Annotated in this window: 18 protein-coding genes; 8 read left to right on the top strand and 10 right to left on the bottom strand. The window is 75.1% G+C overall.

Annotated elements, in window-relative coordinates:
- The first annotated feature begins 50 nt into the window (after window positions 1-50).
- Window positions 51-1,271: a saccharopine dehydrogenase family protein gene (locus ABTZ17_RS08430; RefSeq protein ID WP_352194756.1), complete on the top strand. Its 1,221-nt coding sequence runs from the start codon at window positions 51-53 to the stop codon at window positions 1,269-1,271.
- A gap of 52 nt (window positions 1,272-1,323) precedes the next feature.
- Here the strand turns inward: ABTZ17_RS08430 and ABTZ17_RS08425 are convergent, their stop codons facing one another.
- Both ABTZ17_RS08425 and ABTZ17_RS08420 read right to left on the bottom strand, forming a co-directional pair.
- The gene (locus tag ABTZ17_RS08425; RefSeq protein WP_352194755.1) at window positions 1,324-2,343 is read right to left on the bottom strand and encodes a nitroreductase/quinone reductase family protein; all 1,020 of its coding nucleotides are present in this window, start codon (window positions 2,341-2,343) and stop codon (window positions 1,324-1,326) included.
- A gap of 472 nt (window positions 2,344-2,815) precedes the next feature.
- The gene (locus ABTZ17_RS08420; RefSeq protein WP_352194754.1) at window positions 2,816-3,307 is read right to left on the bottom strand and encodes a VOC family protein; all 492 of its coding nucleotides are present in this window, start codon (window positions 3,305-3,307) and stop codon (window positions 2,816-2,818) included.
- Window positions 3,308-3,495: 188 nt separating this feature from the next.
- On the opposite strand from ABTZ17_RS08420, the gene ABTZ17_RS08415 reads away from it, so the two are divergent.
- From ABTZ17_RS08415 to ABTZ17_RS08405, 3 genes are all read left to right on the top strand, one after another.
- Window positions 3,496-4,029, top strand: a complete 534-nt coding sequence (locus tag ABTZ17_RS08415) for a GNAT family N-acetyltransferase (protein ID WP_352194753.1) — start codon at window positions 3,496-3,498, stop codon at window positions 4,027-4,029.
- A gap of 87 nt (window positions 4,030-4,116) precedes the next feature.
- On the top strand, window positions 4,117-4,515 hold the full coding sequence (locus ABTZ17_RS08410; RefSeq protein ID WP_352194752.1) for an STAS domain-containing protein: 399 nt from the start codon (window positions 4,117-4,119) through the stop codon (window positions 4,513-4,515).
- A gap of 120 nt (window positions 4,516-4,635) precedes the next feature.
- Entirely contained in the window at window positions 4,636-5,367 is a 732-nt protein-coding gene (locus ABTZ17_RS08405) for an SIR2 family NAD-dependent protein deacylase (RefSeq protein WP_352194751.1), read from the top strand.
- Between the two features lie 12 nt (window positions 5,368-5,379).
- Here ABTZ17_RS08405 and ABTZ17_RS08400 read toward each other — a convergent pair whose 3' ends face one another.
- Entirely contained in the window at window positions 5,380-6,210 is an 831-nt protein-coding gene (locus ABTZ17_RS08400; RefSeq protein ID WP_352194750.1) for an alpha/beta fold hydrolase, read from the bottom strand.
- A gap of 255 nt (window positions 6,211-6,465) precedes the next feature.
- Between ABTZ17_RS08400 and ABTZ17_RS08395 the strand changes: the two genes are divergently transcribed.
- Entirely contained in the window at window positions 6,466-7,599 is a 1,134-nt protein-coding gene (locus ABTZ17_RS08395) for an alpha/beta hydrolase (protein WP_352194749.1), read from the top strand.
- A 29-nt stretch (window positions 7,600-7,628) separates the two neighbouring features.
- On the opposite strand, the gene ABTZ17_RS08390 is transcribed toward ABTZ17_RS08395, so the two are convergent.
- Window positions 7,629-9,101 carry a carboxylesterase/lipase family protein gene (locus tag ABTZ17_RS08390; RefSeq protein WP_352194748.1) on the bottom strand — a complete coding sequence of 491 codons (1,473 nt, stop codon included), beginning with the start codon at window positions 9,099-9,101 and terminating at the stop codon, window positions 7,629-7,631.
- 186 nt (window positions 9,102-9,287) lie between these two features.
- Between ABTZ17_RS08390 and ABTZ17_RS08385 the strand changes: the two genes are divergently transcribed.
- Together ABTZ17_RS08385 and ABTZ17_RS08380 are read left to right on the top strand one after the other, a co-directional pair.
- Entirely contained in the window at window positions 9,288-9,599 is a 312-nt protein-coding gene (locus ABTZ17_RS08385; protein ID WP_352194747.1) for a hypothetical protein, read from the top strand.
- A 94-nt stretch (window positions 9,600-9,693) separates the two neighbouring features.
- Window positions 9,694-9,963 (top strand): chaplin, encoded by a 270-nt coding sequence (locus tag ABTZ17_RS08380; RefSeq protein ID WP_352194746.1) that lies wholly within the window; start codon window positions 9,694-9,696, stop codon window positions 9,961-9,963.
- 97 nt (window positions 9,964-10,060) lie between these two features.
- On the opposite strand, the gene ABTZ17_RS08375 is transcribed toward ABTZ17_RS08380, so the two are convergent.
- The 4 genes from ABTZ17_RS08375 to ABTZ17_RS08360 form a co-directional block, all read right to left on the bottom strand.
- Window positions 10,061-10,927: a tyrosinase family protein gene (locus ABTZ17_RS08375; protein WP_352194745.1), complete on the bottom strand. Its 867-nt coding sequence runs from the start codon at window positions 10,925-10,927 to the stop codon at window positions 10,061-10,063.
- Between the two features lie 47 nt (window positions 10,928-10,974).
- Complete coding sequence (locus ABTZ17_RS08370; protein ID WP_352194744.1) at window positions 10,975-11,475, bottom strand: tyrosinase family oxidase copper chaperone; 501 nt, start codon at window positions 11,473-11,475, stop codon at window positions 10,975-10,977.
- A gap of 63 nt (window positions 11,476-11,538) precedes the next feature.
- Window positions 11,539-12,150 (bottom strand): trimeric intracellular cation channel family protein, encoded by a 612-nt coding sequence (locus ABTZ17_RS08365; RefSeq protein ID WP_352194743.1) that lies wholly within the window; start codon window positions 12,148-12,150, stop codon window positions 11,539-11,541.
- A 193-nt stretch (window positions 12,151-12,343) separates the two neighbouring features.
- A complete protein-coding gene (locus tag ABTZ17_RS08360; RefSeq protein WP_352194742.1) occupies window positions 12,344-13,315 on the bottom strand; it encodes an NADPH:quinone oxidoreductase family protein in 972 nt (323 codons plus the stop codon).
- A 220-nt stretch (window positions 13,316-13,535) separates the two neighbouring features.
- Between ABTZ17_RS08360 and ABTZ17_RS08355 the strand changes: the two genes are divergently transcribed.
- The gene (locus tag ABTZ17_RS08355) at window positions 13,536-14,567 is read left to right on the top strand and encodes an SDR family oxidoreductase (RefSeq protein WP_352194741.1); all 1,032 of its coding nucleotides are present in this window, start codon (window positions 13,536-13,538) and stop codon (window positions 14,565-14,567) included.
- Between the two features lie 85 nt (window positions 14,568-14,652).
- Here the strand turns inward: ABTZ17_RS08355 and ABTZ17_RS08350 are convergent, their stop codons facing one another.
- Together ABTZ17_RS08350 and ABTZ17_RS08345 are read right to left on the bottom strand one after the other, a co-directional pair.
- Window positions 14,653-15,489 (bottom strand): enoyl-CoA hydratase/isomerase family protein, encoded by an 837-nt coding sequence (locus tag ABTZ17_RS08350; protein ID WP_352194740.1) that lies wholly within the window; start codon window positions 15,487-15,489, stop codon window positions 14,653-14,655.
- Window positions 15,490-15,540: 51 nt separating this feature from the next.
- Window positions 15,541-16,281: a PIG-L deacetylase family protein gene (locus ABTZ17_RS08345; RefSeq protein WP_352194739.1), complete on the bottom strand. Its 741-nt coding sequence runs from the start codon at window positions 16,279-16,281 to the stop codon at window positions 15,541-15,543.
- Window positions 16,282-16,351 lie beyond the last annotated feature (70 nt).

Below are 16,351 nucleotides of genomic sequence, written 5' to 3'. Positions count from 1 at the left end.
CGCCGGGCCCGGTAGCGGGCCCGGGTCCAGTCAGGGAAGAAGGTTCCGCCATGCGTGTCCTCCTCGTGGGAGCGGGCGGTGTGGGCACCGCCGTCACCCGGATCGCGGCCCGTCGCGCGTTCTTCGAGCACGTCACCGTCGCCGACTACGACCTCGGGCGGGCCGAGGCGGCGGTGGCCGCGCTGGGCCCGGACGAGAAGCGGTTCTCGGCGCTGCGCCTGGACGCCTCGGACGAGGCGGCGGTGACGGCGGCGCTCACCGGGGGCGGGCACGACGTCCTGCTGAACGCCACCGACCCGCGGTTCGTGCTGCCGCTGTTCCGGGCGGCGCTGGCGGCCGGTTCCCACTACCTCGACATGGCGATGTCCCTGTCGTACCCGCACCCGGAGCGGCCCCACGAGGAGTGCGGGGTGAAGCTGGGCGACGCCCAGTTCGAGCTGGCGCCCCGGTGGGAGGAGGCGGGGCGGCTGGCGCTGGTGGGCATGGGGGTGGAGCCGGGCCTGTCGGACGTGTTCGCCCGGTACGCGGCGGACGAGCTCTTCGACGAGATCGAGGAGATCGGCATCCGGGACGGGGCGGATCTGACCGTGGAGGGGTACGAGTTCGCCCCGTCCTTCAACATCTGGACCACCATCGAGGAGTGCCTGAACCCGCCGGTGGTCTACGAGGCCGACCGGGGCTGGTTCACCACGGCGCCGTTCAGCGAACCGGAGGTGTTCGACTTTCCCGAGGGCATCGGGCCGGTGGAGTGCGTGAACGTGGAGCACGAGGAGGTGCTGCTGGTGCCGCGCTGGGTGAAGGCGCGGCGGGTCACCTTCAAGTACGGGCTGGGCGCGGACTTCATCGAGAAGCTGAAGACCCTGCACGCGCTGGGCCTGGACCGGACCGAGCCGGTGGCGGTGCGCTCGGACCTGGGCGAGGCCCGGGTCTCCCCGCGGGACCTGGTGGCCGCGGCGCTGCCGGACCCGGCGACCCTGGGTGACCGGATGACCGGCAAGACCTGTGCGGGCACCTGGGTGAAGGGCGTCAGGGACGGGAAGCCGCGCGAGGTGTACCTCTACCACGTGGTCGACAACCAGTGGTCGATGCGGGAGTACGGCTCCCAGGCGGTGGTCTGGCAGACCGCGATCAATCCGGTGGTGGCCCTGGAGCTGTTGGCCCGCGGGGACTGGTCGGGCGCGGGGGTGCTCGGTCCGGAGGCCCTGCCGCCGCGGCCGTTCCTGGACCTGTTGACGGAGTACGGCTCTCCGTGGGGTCTGCGGGAGCAGTGAGCCCCCGCCCGGGGCGGGCGCCGCGCGGACGCCCGCCCCGGGTCGGTGCCGGTCAGGCCCCGGGCGGGGGCACGGGCGGGAAGGGGATCCCGGCCAGCGCGGGCAGGAGCGATTCCTCCTCGAAGTCGAGGTGGTCGCCCAGTTCGCGGGTCATCCCGTCCAGGGCGGCGAGGAACTCCTCCGGGTCGGCGCCGGCCACGCCCCGGAGCAGGTCGAGCAGTTCCCCCTTGATGCGGGCCACGGTCACGTGCTCGGCTCGCAGCCGGGCCAGGGGCGCGGCCAGGTGGGGGTGTTGCCGTTCCAGGGCGGGGAAGACGTGCCGGTCCTCTCCGGTGTGGTGGAACTCCAGCGATTCGCAGAAGGCCAGGCAGTGTTGGCGGAGCTGGAGCCCGAGCCCCGGGGCGGGGGCGGGACCGCCCTGGGCGGCGGGCCCGGTCCCGTGGGCGGTCCGGGCCGCGAAGTGGGCTTCGGCCTCGCGGCGCACGTGCCCGAGCTGGGCGCGCAACCAGCCGTGGATCTCCAGGAGTTTGCCCGCCATGTCGGTCGGCGGGGCCACTTCCTCGCCCGGTGCGGGGCCGGTGGCCTCCAGGACCACCACGGGCAGGATGCGGTCGGTGCCGGCCTGGTAGTCGGCGTAGCCCGGCTGGGCCTCGGCGACCAGGGCGAAGAGGCGGTCGCGGCGGGCCCCTTCGGCGGGTACGGCCACGGCCTCGAAGGTGTCGGTGCCCCGTTCCACCCGGACCATGGGGTGGGCGAGGAGGTTGTGGTACCAGGCCGGGTGGTGGGGGGCGCCGCCGGCCGAGGCGACCACGAGGAGCAGTCCCTCGGCGCGCACGTAGCCGAGGGGGACGGTGTGCTCGGCGCCGGAGCGGGCGCCGGTGGTGGTGAGGAGCAGCAGGTCGCCGCCCTCGAAGGGGCCGCCGACCCGGCCCCCGCGGGCGCGGAACTCCTCGATGACGCGGCGGTTGAAGTCGGCGAAGGCCGCGGCGGGGTCCTCGGGGGCCGCGCCGCTGCGCGGGTCCTCCAGGGGAGTGGTGGTCGGGTCCTGGTCGGTCGTGGTGTTCTCGGGCATGGGTGTGGCAGGTCTCCGGTTCGGGTGTCGGGGTGTCGACTACGGGAAGCCGCCATCCGGTTCGGCCGCGGGACGCGGCGGACGGACGCGGCGACGGACGCGACGGTCACGGAGAGCGCCGGGGTGCGCCGGAGGTACCGACCTCGGGAACCGGACCCCGGACGGTCGGCCCGGGCGGGCGCGCGCGGGCGCCCGCGGCACGGACGACCGCGAGGGGTTCAGGAAGCTGCCGGGACGCCGCGAACGGGCGCCCGGTGGATCCGGGGTCGGATACGACGGCGGCGCACGGGGCGCTCGGGCCGTCAGACGCGCAATGCGGAGTGTGAACTCATGACATCGCCCCTTGGTGAATGGTGCTCGCCCGGCGATCGGCCTGCCCACTGCTCTTCGACCCTGCGCCACGAAACACCGCGATCATCAAAGCCCGCGGCCCGCGCCCTGTCAAGGCGCGGGCCGCGGGCGGCGCGGGGGCTCACGCGCCGTCGAAGACCTCGCGCAGCGCGGCGATGTCGATCTTGACCATCCGGTACATGGCCGTCGCGGTGCGGGCGGCCCGCTCCCCGTCCTCGTCGCCGATCATCTCCAGCACCTCGTCGGGGACGACCTGCCAGGAGACGCCGAAGCGGTCCTTGAGCCAGCCGCAGGCCACCCCCCGGCCGCCGCCGGCGGTGAGCCGGTCCCAGTAGAAGTCGACCTCCTCCTGGTCGGCGCAGTGCACCTGGAAGGAGACCGCCTCGTTGAAGGTGAACTCCGGTCCGCCGTTGATCGCGACGAACTGCTGTCCGTTGAGGGTGAACTCCACCGCCAGCACCGAGCCCGCGGGCCCCGGTCCGGCCTCCGTGTACCGGCCGACGCGGCCCCGGCTCGACCGTTCGAAGACCGAAAGGTAGAAGTCCACGGCCTCCTCGGCCCGCCCGTCGAACCACAGGCAGGTGGTGAACGCCCTGCCGCCCGTCACCGTCATCACGGCCTCCTCGTGCTCGGGGTGCGCGGCCGTCCCGGGTGGACGGGCCGTCCCGATGTATGGACCGTCGGGGCGGCCGGAACTCATCGGTGTCGGCCGTTCGGGTGCACCGGTCCGCCGGCCGGCGGACCGTCTCGCCTGGCGGAGCGGATTTCCCGACCGGGGCCGGGTCCGGAAGGATGGGCTCCATGACCGAGATCCACACCCCCCGCCTCCTGCTGCGCCGCTGGCGCGAGGAGGACCTGACCGCCATGGCCGAGATCAATGCCGATCCCACGGTGATGCGCTGGATCAGGGACGGCTCCGTGCTCGACGAGGAGCAGACCGCCGACGCGATCGAGCGGTGGGAGGAGGAGTGGGACGAGGAGGGTTTCGGCCTGTTCGCGGTGGAGCTGCTCGGCTCGGGCGAGCTGGCCGGTTTCGCCGGGCTCTCGGTCCCGCACTTCCTGCCGGAGCTGAGCCACGAGGTGGAGATCGGCTGGCGGCTGGGGCGCCCCTTCTGGGGCCAGGGCTACGCCTCGGAGGCGGCGCACGCGGCGCTGGAGTTCGCCGTGCAGGACCGCAATCTGGACCGGGTGGTCAGCATCTGCCGCCCGGAGAACACGGCCTCGGAGAACGTGATGCGCAAACTGGGCATGGGGCTGGAACGGGAGACCGTCTCCCCCGCCCACGGACACCCGTTGCGGGTGTACGCCATCGACCTCACGGAGTACCAGGGCTGAACCGCCGCCCCGGGACGGCCCGGGGCTCCCCCGCTCCCGCAGCGTCGCGGGGGCCCCGCACCACCCGGTAGGAACGAGGAACCGTCCATGACCATCGAATGGCGCTACACCACGCAGGAGGGCCTGGGGGTCCTGTCCCTGGCGGGATACCTGGGACCGGAGGCGACGGAACGTTTCTCCGGCGCGGTGGGCTGGGCCCTGGCCCGGGGCACCGGGCCGGTGGTCCTGGATCTGACCGGTCTGCGCGGCTGGTCGGCCTGCGGCCGCCGGGCGGTGGCCGAGGCCGCGGCGCGCCTGGCGGAGGGCGGTCGGGAGCTGGAGCTGGCGGCGGTGCCGACGGACGGTCCGGCACCGGTCCGGGCGAACGGCGCCGATCCGGCGGTCCCGGTGTACGGGGACCTGGCGGCGGCGCTCGCCCGACACGGCGGCCCGGCCGGGCGCGCCGCCCGCGAGTGGCGCACGGACGACTGGCCGCAGCAGGACTGAGACCCGTGCGGCGGGGTTCTCCCCGCCGCGGAACCCGGCGCGCGCCGCACCGCCGCCGGGGGCCGGGACGTCCGGGATATCCGTTCGCGGCCGCCCCGTCGGGCCGCCTACGCTCCGGCCATGGGCAGACCTCTCGTCGCCGTCCTCAGCGGGGCCGGCGTCTCCACCGATTCGGGCATCCCCGACTACCGCGGGCCGAACGGCCTCTGGCGGCGCGAACCCGGCGCCGAGAAGCTCGTCACCTACGACGCCTACATGGCCGATCCGGAGGTCCGGCGCGCCTCCTGGCGAATGCGGCGGGACCTGGGCCTCCTGAACGCCCGCCCGAACGCCGCCCACCGCGCGGTGGCGGACCTGGAACGGGCCGGGGTGCCGGTGCGGGTGCTCACCCAGAACGTGGACGGACTGCACCAGCTCGCCGGGGTGTCCCCGCGGAAGGTGCTGGAGCTGCACGGTACGGCCCGCGCGGTGCGGTGCACCCGGTGCGCGGCGCGTTCCACGATGGCGGAGGCCCTGGAGCGGCTGGCGGCGGGGGAACCGGACCCGGACTGCCGGTCCTGCGGCGGGGTGCTGCAACCGGCCACCGTGATGTTCGGGCAGCGGCTGGACCCGGAGGTGCTGGGGCAGGCGATGGCGGTGGCGAAGGGCTGCGAGGTGTTCGTGGCCGTGGGGACGAGCCTCCAGGTGCAGCCCGCGGCCTCCCTGGCGGGCATCGCCGCCGAACACGGGGCGCGTCTGTTCGTGGTGAACGCCGAACCGACCCCGTACGACGCGCTCGCCGTCGAGGTGGTCCGGGAGCCGATCGGGACGGCCCTGCCCGCGCTACTGGAGCGCATCGCGCGGGAGGGCTGAGGACCGGCGCCCCTACCGGGCCCGGTCCGTGACGGGTACGGCCTTCTCCAGGAAGGACAGCAGGGCCGCGTTGACGCGTTCGGGCTGCTCGACGCCGGGCAGGTGACCCGCCTCCTCGATGACCGCCAGCACGGCCTGCGGGAGCAGGGCGTGCAGGGCGCGGGCCCCGGCGGGCGGGGTGTACTCGTCGTCCGCGCCGACCAGCACCAGCGCCGGCACCTTGAGCCCGGCGAGGGAACTGCGGTAGTCGGGGCGCTCGGCGCGGCCGCGCAGGGCCGCCGCCGCGCCCTCGGGGTCGGTGGTCCGCATCATCCCGAGGACGTGCCGGGCCACCTCGGGCTTCCCGGTGACGTGGTAGGGCGCGATCATCCGGCCGATGACCTCCTCGGCGTACCCGGACATGCCCTCGGCGAGCAGCCGGTCCGCGAGCTCGGCGCGGGCGCGGCGGCCCTCGGCGGTCTCGGCGACCGGCGAGGTGTCGGCCAGGACCAGGGCGGTCACGCGGTCCGGCCGACCGAGGTGGAACTCCATGGCGATCTGGCCCCCCATGGAGACCCCGCCGACCACGGCCCGCGGCACTTCCAGCCGGTCCAGCAGCCCGGCCAGGTCGTCGGCGAAGTCGGAGAGGCGGGTGGTCCCGGGGACCACCCGGCTGCGGCCGTATCCCCGCAGGTCCGGCAGGAGGACCCGGTACCCGGCGGCGGTGAGGGCCCGGGCCTGCGGGTACCAGAGGGTGCGGTCGAAGGGGTGGCCGTGCACGAGCAGGACGGCCGGGCCGTCCGCCGGGCCGAGGTCCTCGTAGGCCAGGGTCACGTCGTTCACGGTCACGGAGTGTTCAGCCATGCCCTCACCTTAGTCACCGTGTGGGCCGGGGCGGGGGCGAGTGCCACACCCGGCGGTCACCGACCCCGGTCCGCGCTCCCGGCCCCCGGTCGTGCCGTCCGTTCGCGACCCGGGCCGGTCGGTAACGAGCAGCCCTCTTTCCTCCCAAGAGAGATAAAAATGGGCAACCTCGACCGGCTCCCGCTCATCCTTCGGACGGAAACGGAAACACCCTGCCCCGTCCGGGGCGGCAGCACAGTCCGGAGCAGCAAGCACATGTCGTACGCACCCCAGGAGCCGCGCCCCGCGGGCCACCGCCGCCGCCCGAACCGGGCCCGTCGCTGGGTGATCGCGGGGGCCGCCACGGCCGCGCTCGGCCTGACCGCCTGGCAGGTGATGGCCCACTACGAGATACCCCCCTTCACCGACAAGGGGGACCCGGTCTCCTTCGGCGCCCCGACGGACCGCACCGGCACGGGTACCGGCGGCGCGAAGGCCACTCCCCGCCCGGACGGCGCCGACGCCACCGGTACCCCGCACGGCCTGCTGCCCACCGGCCCGGCGGCCGACTTCAAGAACGCGATGACCCTGCCCGACGGCACCCACGTGGCCGTCACCACCTTCGCGGGCAAGAAGTCCGGCTTCACCGGCAAGGTCTGGGTGTGGGCCCCGAAGGAGTACTCCGAGAAGGAGTTCGCCGACAGCGGGTTCCCCGTCATGATCGCCCTGCCCGGCGGCCCCGGATTCCCCTCCAACTACTGGATGGGCACCGACCTCGGGCTCCAGGCCGGCATCAGCAAGTGGTACGCCGAGGGCAAGAGCAAGCCCTTCCTCCTGGCCATGCCCGTGCTCAATCCGGCCCCCGACGACGGCGGCCTCTACTGGGACGGCTCCGACATCCCCGGACAGCCCAAGATGGGGACCTGGCTCACCGAGGACGTCCCCGAGCTGATGCGGGAGAACTTCCGCACCGTGGACTCCCGGGACGGCTGGGCCTTCATGGGCTCCTCCACCGGCGGCTTCGCCGGACTCAAGGCCGTCCTCAAGCACCCCGACAAGTTCAAGGCCGTGATCGCCTCCGGCCCCGACATCGCCCCCGACTCCCGCCTGTGGAAGGGCCACGACCGGGAGAAGGCGGCCAACGACCCCTCGCTGCTCGCCCGCGACCTGATCGCCCGCAAGGGTCCGGACGTGTACCTCGCCTTCCAGGTCGGCACGAACGAGAGCAACACCCACACCCTGCCGGACGTGAAGCGGTTCATCGCCCGGTACGGGAAGGGACCGATCCACACCGAACTCAAGGTCATCCAGGGCGGCCGGCACAACGCCAAGACGTACGTGCCCGCCATGGGCGAGGGACCGATCAAGTGGATCAGTGACCGCCTCGTCGGCCCGGTGCCGGTGGCCTGAGCCACGGTCCGCCCGACGGCCCGGACCCTTCAGACGCCTCGCACCAGGGCCCGGTCCGCCTCCGGAACCTCCGGCAGCGCTGACCCGAACGGGTGAGGCCGGTCCCCCTCGGAACGCCACGCGGGCCAGCCCGGCGCCCCGACGGTCGCGAACCGGACCCAGGCCCCGTGCATCTCGTCCGCGAGCTCCTGCGGGGCCGACGGGCCGGCCAGCCACGAGGACTCCGGCACGCCCAGCGTGTCGAAGACGAAGCCCAGCTCCAGGGCGTGGCAGGAGCCGATGCCCTCGATCCCGGAGCGCCAGCGGAACTCGTACAGGTGCACGGGGGCCCGCCGGGCCGTGCGGCCCGAACCGGCCAGGGCCCGCAACGGATCCCGTAGCAGCAGGTCCGTGAGCAGCTCCCCCACCACCTGACCCGCGCCCGCCCCGGGCAGGGCCTCCTTCAGGGCCCGCAGGTCCGCCCGGCCACGGCCGCTGCGGAGCATGCCGAAGCCCAGGGTGAGCGGCCCCAGCCGGTCCATGGGGCCCAGCAGGCCGGTGGGCGCCAGCCAGAGCCGGTACTCCTCCGCCGTCCAGCCCGCCAGCAGCGGCACGCCCCGGCCGACCCGGCCCGCCACCAGCTCGGCCAGCGGGTCCTCGGGCACCAGTTCCCCGTCGGGGACCAGGGCGAAGGCGGGTCCGCCCAGCAGCGGGCCGGAGCGGCGCAGCGCGGAGGCCTGGGCGGCGAGCAGCGCCGTCCGGTCCACCCGGGCGAAGGCCGCCGCGGTGGCGGGCACCTTGAGCGCCGAGGCCATCCGCCGCACCATGGTGCGGGCCTTGTCCCGGGGCAGCACCTCGGGGGCGCCGCTCTGCAGTACCGCGCGGGCGAACAGGCCCTCGGCGGCCGGGCAGGCCAGCAGGGCGCCGATGCTGATGGCCCCGGCGGACTCGCCGAACACCGTGACCCGGTCCGGGTCCCCGCCGAAGGCGCCGACGTTGTCGCGGACCCAGGCCAGGGCGGCGAGCTGGTCGCGGAGGCCGCGGTTCTGCGGGGCGTCGGGGAAGACCCCGTACCCCTCGACGCCCAGCCGGTAGTTCAGGGAGACCAGCACGACCCCGTCGCGGGCGAAGGCGCGCCCGTCGTAGACGGGGACCGCGGAGGAGCCGCGGGTGAGCGCCCCGCCGTGGATCCACACCATCACCGGCAGGCGGGCCGAGGGGGCGGGGTCGGGGGTCCACACGTTCAGGGTGAGGCAGTCCTCGCCGGGCAGCACCGGGTCCGGGAGCAGCTCGGAGAACGGCTTGGGGTAGGGGTTCTTCGGAGGGGTGGGACCGAACGCGAGGGCTTCGCGGACCCCGTCCCAGGGCTCCGGAGGGGCCGGGGCCGCGAACCGGAGGGGGCCGAAGGGGGCGGCCGCGTAGGGGATGCCCCGGAAGACGGCCACGCCGGCCTCGAAGCGGCCGCGCACGGTCCCGTACCGGGTCGGAGCGGTGATCGTCCCCTCGTCCACGGACTCCGTCACGATGCCTCCCAGGTGTCGGCGGCGCCTCTTCCGGCATTGTCGCCCAGCCCGTCCCCGCCCGCGCGGCTGCCCCTACGGGTGACAGGCCGTGACCCGGTGCCGGCCGGTGGGTTGAGACCGGCAGCGGGGGCGACCCGCGCCGCCGCCATCGGCTGAGCCGATCCATTCCGGGACATCGAGGCATCCATGCGTTTCCACCGCACCCTCCTCCTGGCCACCGCGGCCGCGGTCACGGCCGTCGGGGGCACGGCGCACGCCGCCGGCACCGACTTCCAGTACGTGGGGACCGACGACAAGGTCCACGCCCTGCACCACCCGGCCGGCTGCTACGCGGCCTCCGGCGGGCGCGGCCAGGGCGTGGTCAACCAGTCGGACCGGTGGGCCGTGCTCTACGCGACGGCCGACTGCACCGGCACTCCGGTGGCCCGGGTGGCACCCGGAGCGGTGGGTCAGATCTCCCGCGGATTCCGCTCCGTGGACTTTCCCGTCACCGGGTAGGCGCAGCGGCCGTGACCATGAACGCCCGGCGGCGTTGTACGCCATGTCACTGCCGCGGGATTCCCGCGGCGCTTCACCTCTCAAGGAGATTTCGATGTCGCGTATCGCGAAGGTGGCTGCCGTCACCGTTGCCGCCGGTAGCGCCCTGGCCGCCGGTGCCGGTCTGGCCGTTGCCGATGCCGGAGCGCAGGGTGCCGCGGTCGGTTCGCCCGGTGTCGCCTCGGGCAACCTGCTGCAGGTTCCCGTCAACGTTCCGGTGAACGTGTGCGGCAACACGATCAACGTGATCGGCCTCCTGAACCCGGCCTTCGGCAACACCTGCATCAACCAGGGTGGCGGCGACCACGGCGGCTACGGCCACTGAGCCGGTTCCCGGGCGGGGGCCGTGCGACCCCCGATGACCGGGAAGGGCCCCCCACCGCTCCGGCGGTGGGGGGCCCTCTGCGTGCGGTCGGCCCCGCTCAGACCTCGTAGCGGTAGACGCCGGCGTGGCCGAGCTGCGAGGACGGGGGGATCCCCCAGGGGGGCATGGGGTCCTCGCGGGTGAGGACCCGGCCGCGCTGGCGGTCCCAGCGGTCCAGGGGCGCGTCGGGGAGGTAGCCGGAGCCGGGGTGGCGGGCCTGCCAGCGGTCCCAGATCAGGTCCACGAAGGCGTGGTGGAGCCAGAACACCGGGTCGTTGGGGGCGGTGCCGCCGGTCATGTGGCCGCCGATCCACTGGTGGACCTTGTTGTGGTTGCGCCAGCGTTCGCTGCGGGGCGCGGCCCAGCCCTCCAGCTTGTTGCGGAAGCCGCCCGCCGAGGCGGTGGAGTCCCAGGGGGACATGTCGTACACCGGGTCGTCGAGGGCGGTCTGCAGCTCGGCGGCGGTGGGCAGGGTGATCGGGTTGTGGGGGCGGCCGAGGTTGCGGGTGAGGAAGGGGGCTTCCGTGATGCCCACGGTGATCGGCCAGTTGCCGGAGGCGTGCGCGAAGGGGCCGGTGGCGACCTTGCGTTCGGGGCCCTGGCCGGTGCCGCCCATGAAGTCCTCTCCCCAGAGCGGGTCCGCGGGGCTGCGGTCGGTGGTCCAGTCCCAGTAGGGGACGGAGACCGTGGGGTCCACTGCCCGCAGGGCCTCTTCGAAGTCGAGGAGGTAGCGGCGGTGCCAGGGGAAGAAGGACGGCGACATGTGGCCGACCCGCAGGCCGTCGTCGTCGTCGGGCACGAAGTAGCGGTCGTGGGTGCGGACGAACCGGTCGTAGGTGCCGTCGCGCTTGAGCTCCAGGACGGCGGCGACGAACCGCTTGCGCTGGGCGGCGGTGAGGTTCTTCTGGTTCTGACGGGTGTACACGCGCGGGCTTGCCCTTTCGGTCCGTGGCGTGGGGTCGGGGAGGGTGCTCAGCCGTGGTGGCCGGAGGGGCCCGTGGCCAGTTGGAGGGCGCCGAGTTCGTCCACGGCCGCGCGGGCCAGGTCCCGGGGGGAGGCGAAGGATTCGAAGTGGTTGACGCCGCTGAGCCAGCTGCCGTCGGCGCGGCGCATCACGTGCAGGGGGCGGCCGTCGATGCGGACGTCGACGGTCTCCCGGCCGGAGGCGGTGCGGGCGGTGCCGCGGTAGGCGGCGATGTGCCGGCCCCGGTAGGTCTCCTCGAAGACGGGGGCGGGCGCGGGGCCGGGGGCCGGGGCCGGTACGGGTTCCGGCCCCGGGGTGCGGGCGGGGGCCACGGTGCTGCGGGTGGTGGCGCGGAGCACGGGGGCCAGGGCGGCGGCGGTGGCGGAGACCACGGCGACGGTGAACGCGGCCCGCAGCACGGCCCGGCGGCCGGGGAGCGGGCCGCCCGCGAGCGGGCGGGTCAGGGTGCGGGGGCCGCCGCTCCGCCAGGTGACCGGTTGCTGGCTCATGTGCTCTCCTCCGGGTCGGGCCGTGTACACCTCAGGCGGTCTAACGCCCCGATCCGGAGGAGGTCACCGGGCGGCGGCCCGCAGCCGCGGCAGGTGGAGGTCGCCGAAGACGGCGGCCATCCGCAGGGCGAAGACGAGCCCGGCGGAGACCACGGCGGTGGTGCCGGCCGCCACGTGGGCGTGGTGCAGGCCGAGGTGGCAGGCGGCTCCGGCGAGGGCGGCGGTGGCGTACACCTCCTCGCGGAGCAGGAGCGGCGGGAACTGCCCGCACAGCACGTCGCGGACCACTTCGCCGGTGACGCCGGTGAGGACGGCGAGGAGGAGGACGGCGAACGGGGTGACGTGGGCCTCGATGGCGGCGCGGGCACCGATGACGGTGACCACGGCCAGGCCCACGGCGTCGACGACCATCAGGGTGCGGTGCGGGAGGGTGCGACGGCGCAGGAAGAGCATGGTGGCGACCGCGACGCCGGCGATGAGGGCGAGGAGGAGCGGGTCGCGGGTCCAGTACAGGGGGTGGCGGTCGAGGATCAGGTCGCGGAGGGTACCGCCGGAGACGCTCGCGGCGAAGGCGAGGACGAGCCCTCCGAAGGGGTCCATGCGGGCGCGGTGCGCGGCCAGCACGCCGGAGGCGGCGAAGGCGGAGATGCCGATCAGGTAGAGGGCGTGCAGCACGACGGGTCCTCGCGGGGCAGGGGCGGGGCGCGGTCCCGGGCGTGGTCGGGGCGCGGCCGTCCCCGGGGTCCGGGGCGACCCGTCGAGGCTGCCGGAGCCGGTGGGCGGCGCGCATCGGTCGTCCGGCCGGCTCCCGCCGCCGAACGGCCGACGGCGGGAACGGCGCTCCGGCCGCCCGGCGGGTGACGGTCGGTCAGGGGCGGCCGGGGAGCACGGCCAGGCGGCCGGTGCTGGTGCCGTCGGCCACCCGCTGGACGGCCTCCGCGGCGGCCGTGAGCGGGAGGCGGTCGCCGATGAGGGGCCGGATCGCGCCGCTGTCGGCGAGCAGGGTGAGTTCCTCGTGGCAGGCGCGGATCGCGTCCGGCTCGCGGTCGGCGTAGAGGCCCCAGTGCAGGCCGAGCACGGAGTAGTTCTTGATGAGGACGTGGTTGAGGGCCGGGGCGGGGACGGAGCCGCCCGCGAAGCCGACCACGATGATCCGCCCTTCGAAGGCCACGCACTTGGTGGAGGCCGTGTAGGCGTCGCCGCCGACCGGGTCGTAGACCACGTCGGCCCCGCGGCCCGCGGTGGCCTCCTTGACGCGTGCGGCGAGTTCGGCGGGGGCCAGGGCGGTGCGGTCGAGGACGAGGTCGCAGCCGAGGGCTTCGGCGGTGGCGGCCTTGGCGGGACCGCCGACGACCCCGATGACCGTGGCCCCGGCGGCCTTGCCCAGTTGGACGGCGGCGGAGCCCACCCCGCCCGCCGCGGCGTGCACCAGCAGGGTCTCGCCCGGCCGGAGCCCGGCCCGGCGGTGCAGTCCGAACCAGCCGGTCTGGTAGCCGATGTGCAGGGCCGCGGCCTCGGCCTCGTCCAGCGCCTCGGGGGCGGGGAGGATCCGGTCGGCCGGGGCGAGGGCGTACTCGGCGAACCCGCCGTGCGGCAGCCGGGGCGTGGCGATGACGCGGCGGCCGTCGGGGGTCTCCCCGCAGATCTCCACCCCGGGGGTGAAGGGCAGCGGAGGGCGGATCTGGTATTGCCCCCGGCACAGCAGCGCGTCGGGGAAGTTGACGGCGGCGGCGAGGACCCGCAGCTTCACCTCGCCTGGGCCCGGCTCGGGTTCGGGCACCTCCGTGAGATGCATCGCCTTGAGGGGTTCGTCATGGGCCTGCACGCGCCAAGCCTGCACCGGGGCCTCCAGCCTCCGTAGGGGGACCGCACTCCGCGGCATACTAAGCAGTCGCTTGGGGCGACGGGAACAGGGCCGGTGCCCCACGGCCGGATCGCGCCCGCCGGAACGGGCCGCCCGACGGGCCCGTGCCCGCCCCCCGGCGCCCGGCCCGGCGCGCTCCGGCTCCCGGCGTCACGGGGCTGGCGGTCCGTCGCGCGGCACGCTATCGATGGCTCCCATGAACCCCTCAGGCCCCCGCGTGCCCGCCCCGTCCGCTCCGGCCGCCGGTGCGGAACCGGCCGACGCCGCCCGCACCGCCCCTCCCCCGGCCGAGACCCCCGCGGTCCCGTCGGCCGGGCAGGCCGGGCCGCCCGGTCTGCCCGGTCTGCCCGGTCTGCCCGGGCCGCCCGCGCTCGGGGCCAGCGCGCTGCCCGCCCGCACCTTCGAGGGGGCCGTGGCGCTGGTGACGGGCGGCGGGACCGGCCTGGGCAAGGCCATCGCGGCCGAGTTCGCCCGGCTCAGCGCGCACCTGGTCCTGGCGGGCCGCCGGGCCGAGCCCCTGCAGCGGGCCCGGGACGAGCTGGACCAGCTCGGCGAGGGCGGCCGGGTCAGCGCCGCCGTCTGCGACATCCGGGACCCGGAGCGCGTCGCGGAGCTCTTCGACGCGGCCGAGGCCGCCTTCGGGCTGCCCGGGATCCTCGTCAACAACGCGGCGGCGAACTTCCCGGTGCCCGCCGAGGACCTGTCCCCGAACGGCTGGCGGGCCGTCGTGGACACCACCCTGACCGGCACCTGGTTCACCACCCGCGAGTTCGGCCGCCGCCACCTGGCCGCCGGCACCCCCGGCTCCATCGTCAACATCGGGGCCTCGTACGCCTGGACGGGCGGGCCCGGCTTCGCGCACAGCGCGGCCGCCAAGGCGGGGGTGAAGAGCCTCACCGAGAGCCTGGCCGTGGAGTGGGGGCCGTACGGGATCCAGGTCAACGGGCTGGTGCCCGGGCTCTTCCCGCACGAGGACATGACCGGGGACATCCGGGCGGGACTGGACCGGGCCGCGCCCGGGCCCCGGGACCGGCGCCAGCCCGCGCTGCGCACCGGGCTGCCCCGCGAGATCGGCTGGGCGGCCACCTTCCTCACCTCGCCGTACGCCCGGTTCATCACCGGGCACACCTTGGTGGTGGACGGGGCGAACTGGCAGCGGCGGGCCCTGGTGAGCCCCGAGGTGGTGCCCGTCCGGGAGCAGTTGGGCCGGGGGCCCTTCCGCGACTGAGACCACGCCGGGCCCGCCGTTCGGGGCGGGACCGTCCGGCGAGGCGGGTCGACGGGACGGTGGGGGTCCGGGGCGCCGGCCGGGGTCAGCGGCCTTCGAACCGGGGTGGCCGGCGGGCGGCGCGGGCGCCGTAGCCCTCGCGGGCGTCCTCGGAGGTGAGGGTGAGGGCAGCGGTGAGGGCGGTGCGGTCCAGGGCGGCGGCCAGTTGGGCGTCGGCGAAGGCGTCCACGGCGCGTTTGACGCCCTGCACGGCGAGGGGCGCGTTGGCGGCGATCTGGGCGGCCAGGGCGCGGGCGGTGGTCTCCAGCTCCGCTCCGGGGACGACGAGTTGGACGAGGTTGAGGCGGGCGGCGGCAGCCGCGTCGATCCGGCGGCCGGTCAGGGCGAGCAGCTTGGCCCAGCCGGCGCCCGCCTCGCGGGCGATGCGCAGGTCCCCGCCCGCGTCGACGGCCACTCCGAGGCCCACCTCGGGGAGGGCGAAGACGGCGTCCTCGGCCGCCACCCGGATGTCCGCCATGAGCGCGAGCTCGAAGCCGAAGCCGAGGCAGTGGCCCTGCACGGCGGCGATCACCGGCTGCGGGAGCCGGGCGAAGACGGAGAACCGTTCGTGGACCCAGCGGATGCCCTCGTAGTAGTTGCGGGTCCGGGCCGCCGCGGAATCGCCGGTGATGGCGCCGCCGGGGGCGGTGACGTCGATGCCCGCGCAGAAGGCCCGGCCCTCGGCCCGCAGCAGTACGGTCCGGACCTCGGGGTCGAAGCGGATCCGGTCGGCGAGGAGTCCGAGTTGGCGGGAGGACTCCCAGCTCCAGCCGTTGAGGGTGGCGGGGCGGCAGAGGGTGAGCACGGCCAGGCCGTCCCCGGTCACCTCCAACCGCAGCCGCCGTTCCTCCTCGTCGATCTCCGTGCCGATGGTGTCGATCATCCGGGCCGCCCTCCCCCGCTTCTGATGGTGCGTCAGAATAGGGGGCGGGGTTCAGCGGGGGAAGAGCTCGAAGGTGACCGCGGGCCGACCGCCGAACCGCGGGGCGGCGGCCTGCGCGAATCCGGTGAGGAAGTTCCGGGTGTAGGTCTCGGGGTCCTCGTCGGTGAGTCCCTCGATGTAGGCGCGGTGGGCCAGCAGGGAGGAGATCGAGCGCTCCAGGCCGGGCCCGGCGTCCACCGCGTGGGTCGGGGTGGAGGAGCCCGCCACGGCCACCCAGCGGACCCCGTTCCAGGGCTCCAGGCCCCGCGCGGTGAGCTCCGGGAAGATCCAGCGGTTGCCCGCGTCGCCCGCCGCGTCGAGCACGGCCCGGCCCACGGCCTTGTGGTCGGGCGAGTTCCAGGCGCCCCCGGGGCCGGGGCCCCATACCTCGCCGTGGTTGAGGGTCACGACCAGTTCGGGGCGGTGCCGGCGGATGGCGGCGGCGATGTCGCGGCGCAGCGCGGTCCCGTACTCGATGACGCCGTCCCGGTGGTCGAGGAACTCGACCGTGGAGACGCCCACGACGGCGGCGCTCGCCCGCTGCTCGGCCTCGCGGAGCGGACCGCACTCCTCCGGGGCGATCCCGTCGATGCCCGCCTCTCCACGGGTGGCCAGGAGGTAGGCCACCTCGCGGCCGCCGTCGGTCCAGTGGGCGACGGCGGCGGCGCAGCCGTACTCCAGATCGTCGGGGTGGGCGACGACGGCGAGGGCCCGCCGCCAGTCGGCGGGCATGGGTTCCAGCTGATCGGTCATGATCACCAGCCTAGGCGGGCCGCCGTCGGACCGCAGGGGGACGCGGGTTCCGGGGACGCGGTACGGCGGC

This window comes from Streptomyces sp. NPDC097619 (assembly GCF_040302735.1).
Taxonomy (GTDB): domain Bacteria; phylum Actinomycetota; class Actinomycetes; order Streptomycetales; family Streptomycetaceae; genus Streptomyces.
The sequence above is the reverse complement of the archived record's forward strand: the minus strand, read 5'-3'. Positions and strand labels throughout refer to the sequence as shown.